The following is a 19,000-nucleotide window of genomic DNA, read 5'->3' as shown; positions in this document are numbered from 1 at the left end:
GGAAGTCCCTGGTCCTGGGCGACTGGGCGCGGATAACGTCGGCGTCCTCATGCACCGAGTCCTTGGGGGGACATCCATGTACGTCCGCGCGCTGCGGCCTATGTCGGCACTCGTCACTGTGATTGCCGGGGTGCTGATGGCCTCTGGGTGTTCCGCACAACCAGAGGCGCGACCAGCCTCGGTGGTACCGCGGGCGACCGCATCGGCCAAGGCCGCCGTAGCACCGCTGACGAGGGAACAGCTGAGGGCGCTCACCTTCAAGGACGGCGAGGTTGCAGGGGCGCACGAGGCCGGGATTCCGGTGCAGGACCCCCAGCCGAAGGAGGAACGGCGCTCCTTCCCACCTGTATCCGACCCTGCTTGCCAGACCATGCTCGACATCCGCAGCGGGGAGCGCGCCTCCACCGTCGTCTTCCAGGTCTTCAACTGGGAGGGTGACATCTGGGGTGGCGGCTCGACGCTTGCGGCTTACGAGGACGGGAAGGCCCAGCAGGTCTTCGCACAGCTCAAGCAGGCACTTGGCTCCTGCCGCTCGTATGAGGGCACAGGCTGGGTGGGGAAGTTCAAGGCCAAGCTGACGATGGAACAGGCCCTGGGGGCCGGGAACGAAGCCGTGCGATTCCGGGAGACCATCCCCATGGGCCCTGAGTACCCCGGGGACCGCAACGAGCAGTTCACCGTGGTGCGGGCCGGGAACACCATCGTGACGTTCCGGAAGCTCAATATCGGCGGTAGCGCGTCCTTCCCAGCCGATCTGGTCAACCGGCAGGTCGAGCGGTTGCAGAACGCGCAACGCCCCTGATGCGGTGGTGCGAGCGGTGGTTCAGTTGGTGGTCCAGTCGCGGAGCTGGCGGGCGATACGGGCCACGCCGAGGGCCCCTGCGGCGGCGTCGCGCACGAGCGCGACGGCAGCCTTGGGCGGGTAGTCGAGCCGCTGGCCGTTCAGGGCGAGGTAGGCCTCGGCCGAGTGCCAGGCGAAAGCCTCGTTCGAATGCTCGAGGCAGGGCAGTTTCACCAGGGTCTGCAGCAGGGCGCCGGCCTTGAGGTGGACGGAGGCGTAGACGTCGCGCTCCATGGCGCGGGCGTTGACCCGTGCGACCGCTGCATACAGCGGGCCGAGGTCGTCGACCGGCGGGTCGCTGTCGAGCAGCTCGGCGGCGTGCAGCAGGAAGGCGAGGTCGAGCGGATGGGCCGGTTCGGGATGGCTCACGCGGCCTGGCCCCGCCCCTGCTGCTCCAGCTCGGCCTTCGCCTGCCGCTCGGCGTCCCGCTGCTCCGCGGAGGGATCGATGCCGGCCGGCTCGGCGGCGAACGCGGCACCGCTGCGGGCCATCGACTCCTTGAAGCCTTCCAGGAACCGCTGCTCGACGGCGGTTGCGCGGGCGTAGGCGGCGGAGAGGATGTACTCCTGCAGGCTCACCCCCTCCTGCTTGGCCGCGGCCGCGATGGCGGCCCGCTGCTCGGGATCGGGGAAGCGCAGGTTCATGGCTTTCGTCGGCTCCTTCATGGCACCAACGGTACCAGCGGTACCACGGGAGGGATAGGCCCTCTGGCGCCCGTACCGGCCGGGTACCAGAGGTACGGCACGATGAGGCGCCGCTGGCGTGCGCTGGCAGGTGAATGCACAGCGCTGAGTCAGTGCTTGGGACCCCCGAAATCAGGTCACAGGGACTATGGCGCATGCGCGAAGGGAGTTGACGTGTCGGGGAAGCGTCACGGTGACGGAAGTCCGCGACGGCTCGGGGGACCGCTATGGCGGGACTGCCCGATAGGTCGATGATCACGGTTGGACCCGTCTTCATCCAGGCGGCTCCAGCTACCAGTGCAGCGCTCCTGAGCAGCCCGGAGAAACAACACCGTGTGTCAGTGGTCGCTGGCAGGATGCGTTGCATGACCTCATCCACCGCAGCCGATTACGGCTGGTTACGTTCCTCGTCTTCGCTGTTCGGATACGCGCTGGAGGTCGGGTACACCCTGACGCTGGTGCGGGGTGTCTCGCCTGCGGACTTGCTCAGACTGGTGGGTGCCGAGCCGCGTGGTGCGTGTGAAGGGCTCAACGAACTGATCGAGCAGCACGAGGTGCTCTTGCATGGGTACGACGACTGGCCCGAGTCCTTCCTCGCGGGAGCGTTCACCGTGCGGGGCGAGGGAGGGGACTGGGCCCTCGCATTGGAATTCGGTGGCGATCTGGGGACGCGGCCATGCTTCATGGAGGCCCTCTCCGCCGGGACGCGTGCTGTCTCGCATTCGAGCAACGGGGGGAAGCCTATGCACTTCTTCCACTGGTATGAGAACGGGGAGTTGCGGACCACCTTCGAGTGGCCGGCGGACCGGACCGGCAGCACTCCCGACGAGCTGAACGCCGTGATGACAGAGGTCGGTCTCAACCCCACAGGTGACCAAGCTCCCGACGTCGATCGCAAGGCGGCAGTCTTCGCGCTGGCCGAGCGCCTTACAGGCGTACGGGTGACCGAGGAACTACTGACGGAGGCCGAGTACCGGACGGGTGAGGTGCCGGAGGAGCCCGCCGAGGAGTGGGAGAGCATCACCATCGACATCCCGGATGCGCACGGCGAGCGGTCGTACGTACAGCTTCGACGGGATCAGCTCTGACCCGGGACGGAACGTAGAAGTGCGCCCCACATCCCAGCCCCTCGGAAACGCTTCCCACAAGCACCCTGACACCTTTGATCCTGGCCTTCGAGGCATCGCCCGCACACCGCGCAGTTGACCACGGAACCCTCACCCCTTCCGCGCCCCGTGCTGCGCCTCCTGCACAGCCTGCAAGGGCAACCACTGAAGCGCCTGCCGCTGCCCCTTCGGGCGCCGTACGACGACCTGGGCCTCTACGGCCCCGTATGTCGGGCGCCGCCCATGGATCGGGGCACGGCTGCGGCGGTGTCGGCCAAGGTGCGCAGAACGGTCGTGCTGGCGAGTACCAGCGCTGATACCGGCAGACTGGCCCATCGCGTCAGGTCTCGCTGCAGGTCCGGGTCCACTTCGATGATCATCCGGACGTATCTGCAGTTCATCGTGATGATTTTGGAGGACGGGGCAGCGATGTCCCCTCCGCGCTGCAATGCCGCGCGGTACTTGTCCTTGCGCTCCTTCATGCCTCTTCCTGACGCTTGATGAGTTCATCGGCGAGGTCCATGTACGCCGACCCCTTGGCCCGCACCGGACTTCCGAACGACTGGGCGTACAACTCGAGCCGCGCAATCTGGGTGTCCAGCACCACGAACCCCCACTCGGTGAGCGCCTCACGAGCGTCGGCATCGGGGCCGGTGCGTGTGGCGTCGGGACGATTGGTCCGGTTCAGGAGGACTGCAGTGCGGGCCGGCTCGGCGCGCAGGGACTGGACGTCGTCCATCTCGGAGTGGATGGGTGCCATCCGGTCCAGTTCGATGGGAGCGGGCGTCACCGGGACGATCCACGCACTCGAGTACCTCATGATGCTGCGGGCGATGCGAGGATGGTCCTCCAACTGCGGCGCATCGAGCACCACCGCCTGCCGATTGCCCAGGAAGTCGTTCACGCGGCGGTGCACGTCACCCACTGGCAAGGCGATGACGGGAAACGGAAAGCCGTCGGCCAATTCGCTCCAGCGCAGTGCGGAGGAGGCTGGGTCGCCGTCGACCAGAAGCGGCGAGTAGCCCGACTCGTGAAGCGCGTGGGCCAGCCATACGGCACTGGTCGTCTTGCCGACTCCAGGCTTAAGATTCACAAAGGCAAAGCTCAGCGGCATGGGAGCTAACCCTAACGGGCATGATCGAGCGAATGGGTTCGACGCGAGTGCGGAGTTCCATCGTTCACTCGCAAGCAGTCAGGAACCGCTCTTCGGCCGGTGGTCGAGCAGCACGTGGAGTGCCGCCCAGCAGGCCGAGGCGAGCCTTGCAGGGGTCCCATTCGCGGTCGTGGTGCCCGATCGTTGGAGGACCTGGTACCAGGTGCCGACGCGCAACCCCTTCGGTTTCACGTACACGCCCCTGTTCATCAGCGCGCTGGAGGACCCCCGGCGCCTTCACCCTCCAACGGCTTCTGGAGCTTCCGCACCGCGACATGGTGGCCGTCGTCGCCGCCCAGCTCTACCAGGCCGCGGGCGGGCCCCTTCAGGCTCTGCGCGCCCGTACGACGGCGGAGGACTGCATCGCCGCCGGTCACTGCCCGGTGTGTGCCCAGGCGCTGCCCGGAGCCAGCGGGGGCCGCCGCCAGTTCTGCTCACGCTGGTGCAGCGTCCGTTCGCAGAAGCTGCGCAGGAAGGGCCTGCGCAGACTCAGGGCCATGGGCTCCCGCTCGGCTACCTCCTGGACTTCGGGCTGCTGATGCTCGTCACCCTGTTAGTGCGCACCTCCGTGCTCGGCCTCGCCTTCGATCTCCTGGAGAGCCCGGGCGAGTGGTTGCGGGGCACGTCCCCGGAGGTCCGGGGCGGCGCCCCGCTGGGTGCGCGGCGTCGACGACCCGTGTGTATCTGACCCAGCTCAGCGGTGCGCTGGGCATCCGACTCGCCCTGAAGCAGGACGAGCGCGATCTCCGGGAGGCGCTCGCGGTGGCCGAACGCGCCGCCGCACACCGCCGTTTCGGCAAGGGCAGCCGGGCGGACGCCCTCTACAACCTGGGTCAGCAGCACATGCACGCATACCACGCCGGAATGGACGCCGACACGGCCCTGGACAGCGCCGTCGCGGCGTACCGGGCGGGTGTGGCGCTCGACGCCGGCTTCCGCGCCGGCCGCTCTCATCTGGCCCTCACCCTGACGCAGACCCCGCAGGAGAGCCCGCGGGCCGCGCACTTGGCGGAGGCGCTGGGGCTTGTCCGGTCGCTCCTCGCCGAGGTCCCGGCGGACTCCAAGGAGGGCGGACTACCGAGGTCTCCTCGGCGTGATTCCGCTCGAGCAGCTCACGGATGACGACCCCGATCTGGAACTGCTGCGGGAGTCCGTGGAGGCGTTCCGCCTGGCTGCCGAGAACACGGCCCAGCCCGCCCAGGACCGGCTGCACGCCGCCCACTTGTGGGGGCTACTCCCCTCTTTCGTGGCGAGGGATGCGGCTCTGGACCGCATGGCGCGCGGTGTCGAGGCGCCGGAGGACGACGACGAGGACCTGCTGCGGCAGTCGGGAGCGGATGCCCGGCGGGTCGGCGCTGCTCGGCGCGGTGGGCGAGCGCATCGAAGGTGCGCTGCCATGCCGGTGATGCCTCGGAGATCCGGGAAGAGACCAGCATCAGGTACCCGCCCGGTTGGTGTCTCGTTCGTGTTTGATCTCCCATGCGTCCAGGTCGCGATGAGCCGGTCCAGGCGTGGATCGTGCGGATCCCAGTCGACTGATTGATCACAGGCGAGATACAGGCGCGTCGTCTCGGGGTCGTCGAGGCCGGCGTTCTTGTCCCGTATCCGCTGCGGCATGACGTGCCGGTCCAGTGCCTGCATCAGGATCCACGAGTCGCGCTCGAGTCGTACCCTCCGTTCGCTGACCCCGAGACTGCGCATCCGGTTCAGGATGGCGACCACCTCGGGGGCAGGACAAGCCTTTCGCCGCTGGCCAGTTCGGCGATCCTGCGGCGGTATTCGGTGAGCTGGTCGATCCTGCGCTGCAATTCGGCGTCGGTGTCGGTGATGGCCGCGGCGAATTCGGTCGGCTGTGCATGCAGCAGCGCGTCGATACGGGCCAGTGGCACCCCACCGGCCATGTCACCGCGCGCCTTGGCGCGGCAAGCTCCCCGTATACATCGTCCTGTGACCGGCCTCAGGGGCAGGAACTGGAAACGGGACGTCCGTGCCGCGCTACCCATGGACTGGCCACGGACAGGCAAAGGCCGCCGCCGGGCGGCGCCTGTCGGCCGACCACGAGTGGACTCTCCTTGCCGGGCAGGCGCCGTGGCCGGGCCGATGACCAGCGTGGTGCCGACCCCTCCCCCACTGCCCTGCGCCGGCCGGCAGTCTCGGAGCCAGCCCGGCCGCCGGGGCTGGCGGACCGGGGTGGTTTGGGCCCCGCCCGGTCCGGCAGCCGTACCAGCGCACGTCAGCACGCTGGTCGATGAGATCGTGCCCGCCGTACGGGCCGGCGACGACACCACGATCCGCCGCTTGCTCGGCAATCTCGCCGACGTCGCCGACACCGCGGCGCGCCTGCTGCTGGCCAGCGCCTCAACGACGATCTGCACGCCTGACGCACGTCGTCGGAGCCGGAGGCGGGCTTCCGCACACCTCCGACTGAGCCCCAGCCACCGACCGCGCCCGCTCCGCCCGGTCCTCGACGGTTGCTCGGCCCCCTGGTCGGACATCGCTCTCCACAGCGTGCGGCACATGATGTTGCGGCGAGCGCGAGCGGCGGATGCTTCGTAGATTAGGAGGCGGCGGTTAACCCACGCTGGCAGGGAGCACGTGACATCACCGGAGATCGACTACGCGGCGCTGTTCGCCGGCACACCGAGCCCCTATCTGGTGCTGGGACCCGACCTGGTGATCGTCGATGTGAACCGGGCGTACCTTCAGGCCACCGGCCGCAGTCACGATGATCTGGTAGGGCAGTACCTCTTCGACGCCTTCCCCGACAACCCCGCGGACCCCGACGCCGACGGGGTCCGCAACCTCAATGCCTCCCTGCACCGGGTCCTGACTTCCCGCAGGCCGGACACCATGGCCCTGCAGAAGTACGACATCCCCCTCGTACACCGGCCGGGCCAGTTTGAAGAGCGGTGGTGGTCCCCCATCAACACCCCCGTCCTCGCACCCGACGGAACGGTGGCGTGGATCATCCACCGGGTCGAGGACGTCACCGCGTTCGTCCACGCCCGCCGGGCACGCCATCGACTGTCCGGAGGGAGCCCGAGCGAGCGCGAGGAGGGGATGGAGGCCGAGCTGTACGCGCGCTCCCGGGAACTGCAGCTCCTGAACGAGGAACTGCGCCTGGCTCACGCCCGCGAACGCCAGGTCGCCGTCACCCTGCAAGAAGCCATGCTGCACTCCCCGGACCTCGCCCGACACCGCGACATCGCCGTGCGCTACTTGCCCGCCGTCGGATCCCTGAATGTGTGCGGCGACTGGTACGACGTCGTCGACCTGCCCGACGACGGCTTCGCTGTCGCGGTCGGCGACGTCGTCGGCCACGGCCTGGAAGCCGCCACCGTCATGGGCATGCTCCGCAGCGCCCTGAGCGCCGCCACCCGCACCGTGAACGGGCCCGCGAAGGCCCTGGAAGTGCTGGGCCTGTACGCGCGCTCGGTCGAGGGCGCGATGGCCACCACCTCGGTCGAGGCGCTGATCAACACCAGCAGCCAGCAGATTGCCTACAGCAGCGCAGGCCACCCGCCGCCCATCCTGCTGCACGCCGACGGCACCTGCCAGCTGCTGGACCGGGCCACCGACCCACCGCTGGGCGCCCGCCCCGAACACGTCCCCCGCCCCCAGGCCAGCCTGCCCTACACCCCGGGCGACACCCTCGTCCTCTACACCGACGGGCTCATCGAACGCCGCGGCGAAGACATCGACGCCGGCCTCAACCGGCTGACCGACGCCCTGGCCAGCTACGCCCGACTCGGCCCCGAGCGCCTCGCCGACGCCCTGCTGGCCCGCCTCGGCGTCAGCGGCGGCGCCCGCGACGACATCGCCCTGGTCGCCGTACGCCTGTGACGCCTTCGCCATCATCAGACGTCGCAGCCGCGCCGGTAGGCAGCGGCCGGTGATCCGGTGCTCGATCCGGTCGGCCAGACGCTGCCCGGTGGCCTTCTCCAACACCCGGCCGAGTGCCGCGTAGTCGGCGTTGCTGCAGGACCATCGCTCACCCGGTGCGTTCTGCGCGGTGGTCAGAGCCAGCAGTTGCTCGGGCGTCCACTCGCGCTGCTCCAGACCGAGCAGCCAGGGCAGGAAGTCGGGGTGCAGGAGGAAGTCGTCCACGCCACTGGTGTGGCTGAGGAGCACCTTGACGGTGAGGCCGAGGCCCGCCCGCCCGGGCATGCGGTGGAGTCGGCGTCGGCACCGCTCTGTAGGGTCTATAGGTCCTCATCCTGCGCTGCATCCCCGCCTGGCAGGCTCCTCACCTGGCCCTCAGCCCGCGCGCGCGACAGGGCCGGACATGATCCCATGGTTCCGGGGGACCGTTCCTAGCAGTACCCGGGAGAGGTCCAGATGAGTACCTATCGAGCTGCTCAGGTGGCCGCCGCCGGCGGGCCGTTCGGGATCGTCGAGCGTGAGGTACCGCAGCCGGGACCCGGCCACGTGCGGGTTGCCGTGGACGCCTGCGGAATCTGCCACAGCGACGCCGCATTCGTCGACGCCGCGTTTCCGGGCGTCCGGTTTCCGCTGGTGCCCGGGCATGAGATCGCCGGTCGCATCGAGGAGCTCGGCGAGGGAACGCAAAGCCGCGGCTGGCGGGTGGGCGACCGGGTGGCGGTGGGCTGGTTCGGCGGCAGCTGCGGCCACTGCACGCCCTGCAGGCAGGGCGACTTCATCGTGTGCGTGAACCTGAAGGTCCCAGGATGGGCGTACGACGGCGGTTTCGCCGAGGCGGTGATCGCCCCGGCCGACGCCCTGGCCCGGATCCCCGACGCGCTGGCGCCCACGGATGCGGGGCCCTTGGCCTGCGCGGGCGTGACCACGTACAACGGACTGCGGCGCAGCTCCGCACGGCCGGGCGACCTGGTCGCCGTACTCGGCATCGGGGGCCTGGGCCACCTGGGGGTGAAGTACGCAGCCGCCATGGGCTTCGAGACCGTGGCCATCGCCCGCGGAGCCGCCAAGGCCGACTTCGCCAAGCAACTCGGCGCACACCACTACATCGACAGCACCGCGGACACCACCGTCGCAGACGCACTGCAGTCCCTCGGCGGCGCCAAGGTAGTTCTGGCCACCGCCGGCAACTCCGACGCCATCACAGCGACCGTTGACGGGCTGTCCCACCGCGGCGAGTTGGTGGTCATCGGCGCGACCCCCGAGCCCATGGGCATCAACCCGATCCAGCTGCTCCTGCAAGGCAAGATCGTGCGCGGCCACCCGTCCGGCACCGCGCAGGACGTGCAGGACACCATGGCATTCAGCGCCCTGCACGGGATCCGCCCGATGACCGAGATCCTGCCGCTGGACCAGGCCGATGAGGCGTACCAGAAGATGCTCTCCGGCACCGCACGCTTCCGCATGGTGCTCACCCCCCGCTGACCTGGACAGTCTCGACGTCAACCACGGCGACCACCGTCCGCCAGGTACATGAACGTCTCCACAACGGTGGCCAGCCATCGCCCCCAAGGCGAATCCCGAGCCTCAGCTCACCGCACTGGGCACGGCTGCAACCACCGTTCAAGTCACAAGGGGCCGGCGAGAACAGGGCGCCCGGCGGCCTCGGCGCCGCCGAGAACGGCGACGCCGACGTACGGGCCTGTACTCGGCGGGGTGTCGGGGTGGTCAGTCGGCGTTGAGCTGCGCCGCGATCTTCACCACGCGCTCGGCCTGGTGCCGGGCCGCGGCGCGGGTGGTGTCGTCCACCGGATTCGTGCCCTGGGCGTCCACGTGTTGCAGTGGTGCGATCGTGCGGCGCCGGTCAGATGGTGGTGCTCTCGCCGGCGGTGAGCACGGTCAGACGGTCGGCCAGGCCGTCCGGGTCGCCGCGGTCGACGCCCTCACCGACGGTGTCGGCGACCTCGGTATCCACGCGCCAGACGCCTGGCCGCCTGACGGCGACGCGTACAAAAAATGTAGCCGGGTCTCGCACACGTCAGCAGGCCCTGGTTCTGAGCGCGGTCTGCCGGCTCACTGCCCAGCGTCCTTTGACACCTCTCGACCGGTCGTCTACCTTTAAATAGGCGACCGGTCGGCTATTGATCGGTCGGGACATCGCACCCCTCTCGAAGAAGGTCATCATGAGCACTCAGGGTCAGAAGGTCGCGGTCATCACCGGTGCATCGCAGGGCATCGGAGCCGGGCTGGTCACCGCCTACCGCAAGCTCGGTTACGCGGTCGTCGCCACCTCACGCAGCATCGCTGAGTCGCAGGACCTGGACGTCCTCACCGTCCAGGGCGACATCGCCGACCGCGCCACCGCAGAGCGCGTCATTGCCGCAGGCGTAGAGCGGTTCGGCCGGATCGACACGCTGGTCAACAACGCGGGAATCTTTGTCGCCAAGCCGTTCACCGACTTCACCAAGGACGACTACGACGCGGTGCTCGGGGTAAATCTGGCGGGCTTCTTCCGAATCAGCCAGCTCGCGATCTCGCACATGCTCGAGCAGGGCAGCGGTCACGTTGTACAGATCACGATTAGCCTCGTCGATCACCCCAACTCGAACGTGCCGTCTGTGCTGGCTTCTCTGACCAAGGGCGGACTGCAGTCCGCTACCAAGGCCTTGGCCATCGAGTACGCCACCCGCGGGATCCGCTCCAACGCCGTTGCCCTGGGTACCATCAAGACCCCCATGCACCCCGAGGAGTACCACGAGACGCTCGCCGCCCTGCACCCGGTCGGCCGCATGGGCGAAGTGAGCGACATTGTCGACGCGGTCATCTACCTGGAGAACGCCCCGTTCGTCACAGGCGAGATCCTGCACGTCGACGACGGTCAGGCCGCCGGGCACTGAGTCGCAGGCGCAACTGCAGCCTGCCCGACGATCTGCACGCCAGCGCCTGTCCCGCGACCGCGCTCGGCATGCCGGGGCTGTAATCGGGCAGGGTGCGATTCTCGCAACCAGCCCTGACCGTACGGTTCTTCGAACCGATCCGCGCCGGCTGCCGGGCGAAGAGCGGCAAGCAGACCGGCGACCCGGCCCGCGCCGCCCAGACCTTGCTGCGGGTCCTGCAGGCCGATTTCCCGTGGCGGGCAGGCGTCACATGTTGGCCGCTGTCTCCTGTGCCGCGCGAGCGCCCAGCAGGGCCAGGCAGTTCGCCCAGAGGGCGCTGAGCTGGGAGGTGTTGTTGTAGAGCTTCGCCAACAGCACCTGGCCCTCGAGCTGCGCGACAACGGACCGGGCAGCTTCATGGGTGTCGGCGACGGTGACATCTTCTCGCTGAAGAGCCTCGGTGATGACCGACTCGACCATGTCGACCTGGGCGTTGAAGATCTCCTGCAGACGCTTGCGGATCGCTTCGGTCTGATTGCTCAGCTCCAGGGTGAGGTTCCCGAACAAGCACCCCGAGACGGTGCCGCAGCTCTTCTGACCGGCGCGTTGCCCCGCCTCGGTCTCCTCGAACAGCTGCCGCAGCCGCTGAAGAGGCTCTGTGTCGCTGTGCAGGATGCGGGTCCAGTCGCGCCGTTGGCCGACCCAATGCTCGTCGATGACTGTCAGCGCCAGAGCCTCCTTGGATTCGAAGAAGTAGTAGAAGCTGCCCTTGGGCACCCCGGCCGTCTTGCAGATCTCGGCCACGCCCAACGCTGAGTACCCGCGCAGCTCAATGAGTGACTGCGCGGCGCTGATGATCTTCTCTCTGGCGTCACTGGTCCGTCCCATGTTGCAAGTATACGACCGCTCGACTAGTTTGTAATAGACCGGTCGGCTACTCACCACTGAGTCCGACCGGTAGCAGGCGGCGGTCATTCACGGGCGGGCGTCGCCTCCCTACAGAGCACGTACAGATAAGACACGCACAGACAAGAGCTGACGCGATGAGCAATCCGATGCACGAGGTACTGAAGCGCTGGAAGGCCGCGTTCGACGGCCATCAGCCGGACATCATGGCCGACTTGTTCACCCCCGACGCCCTCTTCCAGGGCTTCGGACCCGAGGTTCTGTCCGGCCGGGACTCTGTGCATGGCTACTACGAGGCCGTCCCGGGCGACCGCAGCGCCGATGTGACGATCCTCCACACCTACGCGATTGGCGAGCAGGCGGCCGGAGGTTTCGCGGACATCACTTTCCGCGACCCGGCGGGCTGGGAGGCCTCCGTGCACCTGTCACTGGTTCTCCAGCGCGACGGCAGCAGTTGGCGGATCCGCCAATACCACGTCTCCCGGGTCATCACCGACTGAACCGCACACGCCAAGCGCTGCCGACCGGCCGCGAATTACACCGAGGCTGTCCGCGCACCACAGCGCCCCGCGTTCCATTACTGGCAATCAGGTCGGCACCGCAGCCGAGCTGGTGGGGAGCACGGTGTCGCAAGCAGGATTAACGCCCCGGCGAAGAGCACTGCCGCTGAGTGTCCGCACGCAACGCCTGGGATCCGGCGACGAAGACGACCGGATCGACCACTTCCTCCGGCCCTCGTGCCATGGGCGGGGTGCGCCCAGTCTCGCGATGGCGGACTGATGGTGCTCACACGCGTGGCCGAGAAAACCGACAGGCCTCCCACGCAGTTGAGAACGATGTCTCACGTCGGACTCGACAGCGAGGAGGCCGCGTCGGCCTCTTGTCACATCGCGCTCAGCCTGCCACACAGGCACATTGAGCTGGTCACCATGCTCGTCATCACCGCGAAGGCTTTCACAAGAATTGCCGCGTCGCGCCGCTGCCCCACGTGGGCAAGGATGTTGGGGCCCACCCAGCTCTGCCGGAGCGGACGAGAGTTCCCTTGCTGAGCCGCATAGCCTCGCACCGCCAGCCCGGGCCGCGCAGCCCGACACGACCCTCGGGCCCGACTTCGGCCGACCCTCGTACGGCGGCCGGCAGGGTGGTCACGACACGGAGCAGCGTTCCTTCCAGCAGCCCGTTGATGTGTCACGGGGCGACATGTCATTGCTCTACTTCGGCCTGTGCCATGTCGTGCAGGCCAACGTCGCCGATTGGCGACGCTGTCTGCGCATCATCCTCGACGGCCTGCGTCCGCGGCCCGACCGGGCGTCCTGAGGCAGCACCTCCCGACACCCTGCTGCGGCGGTGTTGCCGCAGGGCAATTGCTGCCTAGTGGCTCCACCGAAAGACCCCGCGCCCTCGCCGAAAGATCTAGACCTTACGGTGCGTAACCCTGGCCACGGCCCAGCGCCCACTGATGGGATCGAGCCAGGCAGACGCCCCAACACCGCCCGAGAGAGCCCTGCGGCGAAGGGCGGCCCTACGGGGCCCGCCACCCACACGACGAAGAGAGCACCATGCCGCACACCCCACCACCCGCAACCGTCGAGAACCCGCCGGTGACGCACACGGCTGCGCCGGTACCCGCCGACGCGCCGGTCGCCATGACCGGATCGGCCCCACCACTGGCACCCTGGCCGCCCACGTTGCCCGCTCGTGCCGACCGACGCGGCAACAGCGCCGTCATCGTCGTTCTCTCCTGCGCCCTGTTGCTCAGCCTGTGCAGCCTCTACATCTCCGTCCAGCGCAACATATACGCCGAGACGACTCCAGCCACCGAGCACTCGGGCGAGTGCCAAGCGCCCCTCGACAACGAGGAATCCTGGGACGACGCCGTCCTCCACCGCACCCCACCCGGCACCCACGAGTGAACACCAGCAACACGGCAGGAAAGCTGGTCCGCGGCCTCCTCCTGATCTCCGCCGGAGTTCTCACGGCCGCGACTGTCGTCCTTGCGGCACCGTGGGCGATCAACCACCGGCTGACCACTCGTCCGCGATCGCATCACTCGAAGGACGAGATCGTTCAGCACAGTGCCTCCGCCAGTCCCTGACGGCCCTTGATGCCCAACTTGCCGTAGACATGGGTGAGATGGAGCTCCACGGTCCGCAGGGCGACGAAGAGATGCTGGGCGATCTCCCGGTTGGTCATTCCACCCGCCGCGAGATCGGCGACCCTGCGTTCGGTCGGAGTGAGCGCGTCCACACCGTGGAACGTGCGGGTACGGGGCCGGTCGCCGAGGGCGCGCAGTTCCCGCAGCGCGGCCTCCGCGACCACACCGGCGCTGCACGCATGGGCGACGCTGACCGCCTCCTGAAGGTCCGCACGGCCCTCCGGGATCCTGCCGCAGCGGATGGCCAGAGCCCCGCGGTCCGCCAGCGCCTGCGCGTACCGGAAGCGGGCAAGTGACATCTCCAGCGCGCGTACCGCTTCGTCGAGCAGCTGAAGGCCCTCCGGCCCGCCGGTGACGATTCCCAGGGCGCGCAGCGCGACACCCGTCATCTCCGGGACGCCCCAGCGCCGGGCGAGTGCCACCTCCTCCTCGGCGAGGCGCACGGCCTCCTCTGCGCGGCCCAGCCGGGCGTGCACCAGCGCTGCCTCGGACCGCCAGGGGTAGAAGCCGGGGGCGAGCATGTTGCGGGCCACGGTCCGGGCGCCGCAGGTCAGGAAGTCGGCGAGGCCCTCCTCCAGCCGGCCCTGCTCAATGCGCAACCAGCCCCGGGCGAGCAGCGGATAGTCGTTGACCCAGTACGGATAGAGCTGCCCGTCCATGCCGCTGCGCTCCAGCAGGGACTGTGCCTCCTCGATGCGGCCCTGCCGGGTCAGCGACTCGACGAGGCTCGCGACGGCGAAACCCGTGTGGCTGGACCCGAGCGGCACCCCCACTTCCAGCAGCGCTTCCAGGGCGGCTTCGGCGTCGGCCTGGCATTCCAGGGTGCGGCCCAGCCGCGTGTTGGCGTTGCCTCGCATGGCGACGGCATGCGCGTACTGGAAGACCGCGCCCCGGGCCCGCGCCTCGTCGATGGCCGCCTCTGCGTAGTCGTGTGCGAGGTCGGGGCGGCCGGCGGCACCGAGGGCGAGCATCGCGCAGTGGTAGACCACCGACTCGTCGTCTGCCGGCGCCACGCCATGGCCCAGCGCCAGGTGGGCCAGCCGGACCACCTCCTGCGCGTCCTCCCCCACCATCGCTCCACGCAGGCTGAGCAGCGCGGCCAGGGGACGTTCGACTGCGGTTCCGGACGCGTCCGTCATGGCCAGGTCCATCAACCGCGGATAGGCACGTGCGGCGGGGGCCAGCTCGACCAGGCTGACGAAGAGGAAGTCGATCTCCAGGCGCAGCGCGTACGAGGGGTCGACGGGGCGTATGGCAGCGCTGGTGCGTTCCAGTACGTCCAGGGCGTCGAGATAACGGTCGACGGCGAACAGCGCGCCGGCCAGTCGGCGGGCAGCCGAGGTCTGCTCGCCGGGGCCCTTGCTGAGCTGGAGGCTGCGGCGCAGCTCGTCTATGGCGGTCGGGACGCTGGACTCGAGCTCCGCCTCGCCGAGCAAGCAGAGCACCGCCGCCCGCTCCTCCTCCGCCAGTGGTTCACGCAGGCTGCGTCGCAGGTAGACGGCGGCCCGGTCGTGGGCACCGGCGTCGCTCGCCTCGACCGCCGCCCGGCGTAGTACCTCGGGCGCCGACGGATGCCCGGGGGCGCAGTGCAGCAGATGGTGGGCGACCTGCTCGGGCGCGGCGGCGCGGCCGAGCAGGAAACGGGCGGCGGCGGCGTGGAGTTCCTGGCGTCGGCTGGGCGGTACGAACTGTTCAACGGCGTCCGAAAGCAGCGAGGCGGCGATGCCCACGCCCTGCTCGCAGTGGTGCAGGAGCCCGGCGCGTACGAGGGTGTGCACGGCGTCCTCGACGGCGGGCTGCGGCACTGTGGTGACTGCGGCGATCAGTTCCACTGGCTGAGGGGACCCGAAGACCGCCACCACGCCGGCCACTGCTTCACCGTGGGCTCCGGTGCCGCGGAGCAACGAACGGACGGCGGGCGCGAGTTCAGGCAGCAGCGCACCGAGGGCGACGGACACAGTCCGCTCACCGGTGGAAGTCTCGGGCTTCGGTTCCGGCGGTGCGGCAGCCAGGACGCCGAGGACGGAACGGAGCAGGAAGTGGTTGCCGTCCGTGGCCTGTTGGCACGCCTCGAGGAGTGCCTGGCCGACGTCGTGGCCGAAGGTGCCCTCGAGTAATGCTCCTATGGCTTCCGGGGCAAGCGGGGAAAGGCTGATCTGGTCGCGGAAGAGCGGCAGGACGGCGCCGAGCGCGTCCTCGTCGGGGGACTCCCCCGGGCCCAGCGAGACGATGACGGCAGGCGGGGTGCCGTCGGCGCGGCGCATCAGCCGGCGGAGCAGACGGAGCGAGGCCGCGTCCGCCCACTGGAGGTCGTCCACGCAGAGCAGAGGTCGGCGCCCGCCCGCGGCAAGCCGGGCGACCACGGCGTCCAGCTCCCGGTGATACGCGCGGTCCTCTGCCGGTTCGCCGGAGGGCCGCGCGGAGGGGGCGGCCGCGGCTGATTCGAGCAACTGCCGCAGCACGGCGTGGTCGGTGCCGCTCTCGTCGGGATCGGCCCAGGCGTCGAGCACAGCCCTGTCGTCGGCCCGCGCCTCATCGAGCAGGGCGCGCAGGAGGGCGCTCTTCCCGCTGCCATAGCCGCCCCGTACGAGAACGAACATATGGTCACCTTCCGTGACCGCGGGGTCGGCACCGATCCCGAGCAGGGCCCGCAGTTCCGCGAGTTCGGCTTCCCGGCCGATCGGATCGGGGATCACGCCGGGCGGGCCGGGAGGCGCACAGAGGATGCTCACCTGCCGGGATATGGCGGCCGATTGTGCTGCGTACGGCATGGGTATCGCGCGTCCCCCTTCACGGCTCTCCGTCGCTCGGATGCCGCTGACAGATTCTTGCACCGAAGCACGAGTGGACCTACCGAAAGAATCCACAACCTCGCCGAAAGATCTAGACCTTACGGTGCGTAACGCTGGTCGTATCCCGTCGTCCGCTGATGAGATCAGAACGACCTTCGGTGCACGCCGACGTCACAAGCCTCCGGCCCGCCCGTGGAGAGCATTTCTCAAGCCCGCCGTCGACGAAGCCGTCGCCAAGTGCCCGCAGGTCGAGCACGTGTTGGTGGTACGCCGCACCGGCCAGGACGTGGCGTGGACCGACGGGCGGGACGTGTGGTGGAACGAGATCACCGCCCGCCAGTCCGCCGAGCACACTCCCGAGGCGTTCGAGGCGGAGCATCCGCTGTTCATCCTCTACACCTCGGGTACGACGGGTAAGCCGAAGGGCATCCTGCACACCTCCGGCGGCTATCTCGCCCAGGCGGGCTACACCCACCACGCCGTCTTCGACCTCAAGCCGGAGACCGATGTCTACTGGTGCACCGCCGACATCGGCTGGGTGACCGGCCATTCCTACATCGTCTACCGGCCGTTGGCCAACGGCGCGACGCAGGTGATGTACGAGGGCACGCCCGACACCCCGCACCAGGGCCGCTTCTGGGAGATCGTGCAGAAGTACGGCGTCACTGGCTTTGTACACGAGAACGGGCGTCGTTTGTCGATGAGCGCGGGAGGCACCCCGATGACGGTGAGGTCGATGTTCACGACTTCGGGAGGCACCCGAGCGCCTGGTCCTCGCCGAGCAAGTTGCCCGCGAAGAACAGCAACGCCGCGCCCTGTCCGACTTCCTGGCGGGCTGGGGCACAGCGGGCGGAACATCCGCCTGATCCCCGTCGGAGACCAGCCGCGCCGTCACTCTCGACCGGGCGGGAGGTCAGACGTGCGTGTTACACCCCCTCTCCATCCCCGGGGCGACCGCCGAGGCTCGTCAACCGCGTCGGCGCCGGGGAGGGCTGGGCTGGCACGGGGCCTCGCGCAGGCGGCGCACGCGGACTCGGGGCCCTCCGTGAACCGGTCGGCGTCCCGCCTGGACCGGCTCGGGAACCGTTCCCCCGGATCCTGCGTGACCTCTTGACGTGTTGTCGGCTGGTGATGGGGGGACCCGAATGAAAGCTCGGACGATGGTGAGCGTGGCGGTATCGGCCTGTGTGGCGCTGGTGGCGTGCGCGTGCGGTCCGGAGAAATCGAAGGAGGACACGGACGCGAAGCCTTCGCAGCCGTCCGCGTCTACGCACGCCGAAGAGCCGTCGGCCACGCCGTCCGTGTCCGCTCGGACCGAGAAGCCGTCGGCCGAGCCAACCGGCGACCAGCCCGCACCCAGGACGAAGGAGGGCGCGATCCAGCGGTACGAGCAGTACCTCCACGCCCTGGGCCGTGAGGACATCGACACGGTCTGCGAAGTGGCCGGGCCCGCCGCGAAGAAGGCACAGGACCAGGGGTCCGGCCCGTGCACGTCGACGTACTCCGTCGTGTTCCAGATGATCTCGCCCGCGCAGAAGAAGGCCCTGCAAACCGCGACGGTCGACCCGCAGCGCATCGCCGTGCGCACGCCTGACAAGATCGAGATGCCGGTCGAAGCGGTCAGGGCTTCCGCAACCTTCTCCGAGAGCGACCTCGGCAGCTACACCCTGGAGTACCTCAAGAACGATTGGTACATCACCGACTGAACCCGACGCGCCGTACGCGGAGCCGCCCGACGCTCCGCGCGCACGCCACCCGGTGGCCGGTCGACCGGCGCCCGCGAGCCTGGTGGTCGCCGATTGTCGTTCCCCGGACAGCCTCCTACCGAGTGAGCCTTCCGCCGAGCCCGTGCACCACACGTGTTGCACCCGTTATGGCCGTCCTGACCGCTTGACTTGGCGACCGCATCGCAGGGGAAGAACGGCAGCGGAGGCAACTCAGGGCATTCGCCGGTCAGTGGCCCCCCAAGGGTTCGCCGGGCCGTGACGGTGACTCCCGAACTCATCGACATTGATCAAGCAACGGGGCTACACGGTGACTCCCGAAGCCGTCGACAAATGACTCCCGTTCTCGCGTACAAAGCCAGCGTCACGATCCTCTACACCGCGCCGACCGCGATCCGTACGTTCATGAAGTGGGGAGACGACATCCCCGCCAAGTTCGACCTGTCGTCCCTGCGCATCCTCGGCTCGGTCGGCGAGCCGATCAACCCCGAGGCATGGATCTGGTATCGCGAGCACATCGGCGCCAACCGCTGCCCGATCGTGGACACCTGGTGGCAGACCGAGACCGGCGCGATGATGATCTCGCCACTGCCGGGCGTCACCGAGACCAAGCCCGGCTCGGCGCAGCGCGCGCTGCCCGGCATCGCGGCCACTGTCGTCGACGACAAGGGCGAGGAAGTGCCGAACGGTTCCGGCGGCTACCTGGTGCTGACCGAGCCGTGGCCGTCGATGCTGCGCACCATCTGGGGCGACGACCAGCGCTACATAAAGACCTACTGGTCCCGCTTCAAGGGCAAGTACTTCGCGGGCGACGGCGCCAAGAAGGACGACGACGGCGACATCTGGCTGCTCGGCCGGGTCGACGACGTGATGCTGGTCTCCGGC

At 68.9% G+C, this 19,000-nt stretch carries 18 protein-coding genes and 3 pseudogenes; 12 read left to right on the top strand and 9 right to left on the bottom strand.

The window, feature by feature from the left end; all coding sequences use genetic code 11:
* On the top strand, positions 1 to 802 hold an 802-nt coding region (locus tag ACZ3H8_RS37465), incomplete at its 5' end, for a hypothetical protein (protein ID WP_467409429.1).
* Between the two features lie 21 nt (positions 803 to 823).
* Here the strand turns inward: ACZ3H8_RS37465 and ACZ3H8_RS37460 are convergent.
* Both ACZ3H8_RS37460 and ACZ3H8_RS37455 read right to left on the bottom strand, forming a co-directional pair.
* Complete coding sequence (locus ACZ3H8_RS37460) at positions 824 to 1,210, bottom strand: fic family toxin-antitoxin system, toxin component (RefSeq protein WP_467409426.1); 387 nt, start codon at positions 1,208 to 1,210, stop codon at positions 824 to 826.
* The gene (locus tag ACZ3H8_RS37455) at positions 1,207 to 1,506 is read right to left on the bottom strand and encodes a type II toxin -antitoxin system TacA 1-like antitoxin (protein WP_467409424.1); all 300 of its coding nucleotides are present in this window, start codon (positions 1,504 to 1,506) and stop codon (positions 1,207 to 1,209) included. The genes ACZ3H8_RS37460 and ACZ3H8_RS37455 overlap by 4 nt, the downstream gene beginning before the upstream one ends.
* Positions 1,507 to 1,889: 383 nt before the next feature.
* On the opposite strand from ACZ3H8_RS37455, the gene ACZ3H8_RS37450 reads away from it, so the two are divergent.
* Positions 1,890 to 2,612, top strand: coding sequence for a DUF6461 domain-containing protein (locus ACZ3H8_RS37450; protein ID WP_467409421.1), 723 nt, complete (start codon positions 1,890 to 1,892; stop codon positions 2,610 to 2,612).
* A gap of 233 nt (positions 2,613 to 2,845) precedes the next feature.
* Here the strand turns inward: ACZ3H8_RS37450 and ACZ3H8_RS37445 are convergent, their stop codons facing one another.
* Together ACZ3H8_RS37445 and ACZ3H8_RS37440 are read right to left on the bottom strand one after the other, a co-directional pair.
* Positions 2,846 to 3,112: a hypothetical protein gene (locus ACZ3H8_RS37445; protein WP_467409419.1), complete on the bottom strand. Its 267-nt coding sequence runs from the start codon at positions 3,110 to 3,112 to the stop codon at positions 2,846 to 2,848.
* Positions 3,109 to 3,744 carry a nucleotide-binding protein gene (locus ACZ3H8_RS37440; protein WP_467409417.1) on the bottom strand — a complete coding sequence of 212 codons (636 nt, stop codon included), beginning with the start codon at positions 3,742 to 3,744 and terminating at the stop codon, positions 3,109 to 3,111. The genes ACZ3H8_RS37445 and ACZ3H8_RS37440 overlap by 4 nt, the downstream gene beginning before the upstream one ends.
* Positions 3,745 to 4,058: 314 nt before the next feature.
* Between ACZ3H8_RS37440 and ACZ3H8_RS37435 the strand changes: the two genes are divergently transcribed.
* On the top strand, positions 4,059 to 4,322 hold the full coding sequence (locus ACZ3H8_RS37435; RefSeq protein ID WP_467409415.1) for a hypothetical protein: 264 nt from the start codon (positions 4,059 to 4,061) through the stop codon (positions 4,320 to 4,322).
* A 139-nt stretch (positions 4,323 to 4,461) separates the two neighbouring features.
* Positions 4,462 to 4,905 (top strand): hypothetical protein, encoded by a 444-nt coding sequence (locus tag ACZ3H8_RS37430; RefSeq protein ID WP_467409414.1) that lies wholly within the window; start codon positions 4,462 to 4,464, stop codon positions 4,903 to 4,905.
* Between the two features lie 109 nt (positions 4,906 to 5,014).
* Here the strand turns inward: ACZ3H8_RS37430 and ACZ3H8_RS37425 are convergent, their stop codons facing one another.
* Together ACZ3H8_RS37425 and ACZ3H8_RS37420 are read right to left on the bottom strand one after the other, a co-directional pair.
* On the bottom strand, positions 5,015 to 5,164 hold the full coding sequence (locus tag ACZ3H8_RS37425; protein ID WP_467409413.1) for a hypothetical protein: 150 nt from the start codon (positions 5,162 to 5,164) through the stop codon (positions 5,015 to 5,017).
* Between the two features lie 325 nt (positions 5,165 to 5,489).
* On the bottom strand, positions 5,490 to 5,684 hold the full coding sequence (locus ACZ3H8_RS37420) for a hypothetical protein (protein WP_467409411.1): 195 nt from the start codon (positions 5,682 to 5,684) through the stop codon (positions 5,490 to 5,492).
* Positions 5,685 to 6,378: 694 nt separating this feature from the next.
* Here ACZ3H8_RS37420 and ACZ3H8_RS37415 point away from each other — a divergent pair.
* The gene (locus ACZ3H8_RS37415; RefSeq protein ID WP_467409410.1) at positions 6,379 to 7,626 is read left to right on the top strand and encodes a PP2C family protein-serine/threonine phosphatase; all 1,248 of its coding nucleotides are present in this window, start codon (positions 6,379 to 6,381) and stop codon (positions 7,624 to 7,626) included.
* 57 nt (positions 7,627 to 7,683) lie between these two features.
* On the opposite strand, the pseudogene ACZ3H8_RS37410 reads toward ACZ3H8_RS37415, so the two are convergent.
* Positions 7,684 to 7,989 (bottom strand): annotated as a pseudogene (locus ACZ3H8_RS37410) (serine hydrolase); the annotation flags it as partial.
* A 132-nt stretch (positions 7,990 to 8,121) separates the two neighbouring features.
* On the opposite strand from ACZ3H8_RS37410, the gene ACZ3H8_RS37405 reads away from it, so the two are divergent.
* Together ACZ3H8_RS37405 and ACZ3H8_RS37400 are read left to right on the top strand one after the other, a co-directional pair.
* Positions 8,122 to 9,147, top strand: coding sequence for an alcohol dehydrogenase (locus tag ACZ3H8_RS37405; protein ID WP_467409409.1), 1,026 nt, complete (start codon positions 8,122 to 8,124; stop codon positions 9,145 to 9,147).
* Between the two features lie 698 nt (positions 9,148 to 9,845).
* On the top strand, positions 9,846 to 10,559 hold the full coding sequence (locus ACZ3H8_RS37400; RefSeq protein ID WP_467409407.1) for an SDR family NAD(P)-dependent oxidoreductase: 714 nt from the start codon (positions 9,846 to 9,848) through the stop codon (positions 10,557 to 10,559).
* A gap of 246 nt (positions 10,560 to 10,805) precedes the next feature.
* On the opposite strand, the gene ACZ3H8_RS37395 is transcribed toward ACZ3H8_RS37400, so the two are convergent.
* On the bottom strand, positions 10,806 to 11,426 hold the full coding sequence (locus tag ACZ3H8_RS37395) for a TetR/AcrR family transcriptional regulator (protein ID WP_467409406.1): 621 nt from the start codon (positions 11,424 to 11,426) through the stop codon (positions 10,806 to 10,808).
* A 167-nt stretch (positions 11,427 to 11,593) separates the two neighbouring features.
* Here ACZ3H8_RS37395 and ACZ3H8_RS37390 point away from each other — a divergent pair, with 167 nt between their 5' ends.
* Together ACZ3H8_RS37390 and ACZ3H8_RS37385 are read left to right on the top strand one after the other, a co-directional pair.
* Entirely contained in the window at positions 11,594 to 11,944 is a 351-nt protein-coding gene (locus ACZ3H8_RS37390) for a YybH family protein (RefSeq protein WP_467409404.1), read from the top strand.
* A 1,059-nt stretch (positions 11,945 to 13,003) separates the two neighbouring features.
* Positions 13,004 to 13,357, top strand: a complete 354-nt coding sequence (locus ACZ3H8_RS37385; RefSeq protein WP_467409402.1) for a hypothetical protein — start codon at positions 13,004 to 13,006, stop codon at positions 13,355 to 13,357.
* Positions 13,358 to 13,511: 154 nt separating this feature from the next.
* On the opposite strand, the gene ACZ3H8_RS37380 is transcribed toward ACZ3H8_RS37385, so the two are convergent.
* Positions 13,512 to 16,370: an AAA family ATPase gene (locus ACZ3H8_RS37380; protein ID WP_467409400.1), complete on the bottom strand. Its 2,859-nt coding sequence runs from the start codon at positions 16,368 to 16,370 to the stop codon at positions 13,512 to 13,514.
* Between the two features lie 178 nt (positions 16,371 to 16,548).
* Here ACZ3H8_RS37380 and ACZ3H8_RS37375 point away from each other — a divergent pair.
* From ACZ3H8_RS37375 to ACZ3H8_RS37365, 3 genes and pseudogenes are all read left to right on the top strand, one after another.
* Positions 16,549 to 17,058 (top strand): annotated as a pseudogene (locus ACZ3H8_RS37375) (AMP-binding protein); the annotation flags it as partial.
* 478 nt (positions 17,059 to 17,536) lie between these two features.
* Positions 17,537 to 18,097, top strand: coding sequence for a hypothetical protein (locus ACZ3H8_RS37370; protein ID WP_467409399.1), 561 nt, complete (start codon positions 17,537 to 17,539; stop codon positions 18,095 to 18,097).
* A 372-nt stretch (positions 18,098 to 18,469) separates the two neighbouring features.
* Positions 18,470 to 19,000, top strand: a pseudogene (locus ACZ3H8_RS37365) (AMP-binding protein); the annotation flags it as partial.

It is taken from the genome of Streptomyces sp. NPDC002868, from assembly GCF_055563295.1.
Note: the sequence above shows the minus strand (reverse complement) of the source record. Positions and strands in the feature narration are given on the sequence as shown.

Coding starts and splice junctions, on each gene's coding strand:
- ACZ3H8_RS37455 (WP_467409424.1), bottom strand. CDS start 1,506: ATGAAGGAGCCGACGAAAGCCATGAACCTGCGCTTCCCCGATCCCGAG.
- ACZ3H8_RS37450 (WP_467409421.1), top strand. CDS start 1,890: ATGACCTCATCCACCGCAGCCGATTACGGCTGGTTACGTTCCTCGTCT.
- ACZ3H8_RS37445 (WP_467409419.1), bottom strand. CDS start 3,112: ATGAAGGAGCGCAAGGACAAGTACCGCGCGGCATTGCAGCGCGGAGGG.
- ACZ3H8_RS37440 (WP_467409417.1), bottom strand. CDS start 3,744: ATGCCGCTGAGCTTTGCCTTTGTGAATCTTAAGCCTGGAGTCGGCAAG.
- ACZ3H8_RS37435 (WP_467409415.1), top strand. CDS start 4,059: ATGGTGGCCGTCGTCGCCGCCCAGCTCTACCAGGCCGCGGGCGGGCCC.
- ACZ3H8_RS37425 (WP_467409413.1), bottom strand. CDS start 5,164: ATGCGCTCGCCCACCGCGCCGAGCAGCGCCGACCCGCCGGGCATCCGC.
- ACZ3H8_RS37420 (WP_467409411.1), bottom strand. CDS start 5,684: ATGGCCGGTGGGGTGCCACTGGCCCGTATCGACGCGCTGCTGCATGCA.
- ACZ3H8_RS37405 (WP_467409409.1), top strand. CDS start 8,122: ATGAGTACCTATCGAGCTGCTCAGGTGGCCGCCGCCGGCGGGCCGTTC.
- ACZ3H8_RS37400 (WP_467409407.1), top strand. CDS start 9,846: ATGAGCACTCAGGGTCAGAAGGTCGCGGTCATCACCGGTGCATCGCAG.
- ACZ3H8_RS37395 (WP_467409406.1), bottom strand. CDS start 11,426: ATGGGACGGACCAGTGACGCCAGAGAGAAGATCATCAGCGCCGCGCAG.
- ACZ3H8_RS37390 (WP_467409404.1), top strand. CDS start 11,594: ATGCACGAGGTACTGAAGCGCTGGAAGGCCGCGTTCGACGGCCATCAG.
- ACZ3H8_RS37385 (WP_467409402.1), top strand. CDS start 13,004: ATGCCGCACACCCCACCACCCGCAACCGTCGAGAACCCGCCGGTGACG.
- ACZ3H8_RS37380 (WP_467409400.1), bottom strand. CDS start 16,370: ATGCCGTACGCAGCACAATCGGCCGCCATATCCCGGCAGGTGAGCATC.
- ACZ3H8_RS37370 (WP_467409399.1), top strand. CDS start 17,537: ATGAAAGCTCGGACGATGGTGAGCGTGGCGGTATCGGCCTGTGTGGCG.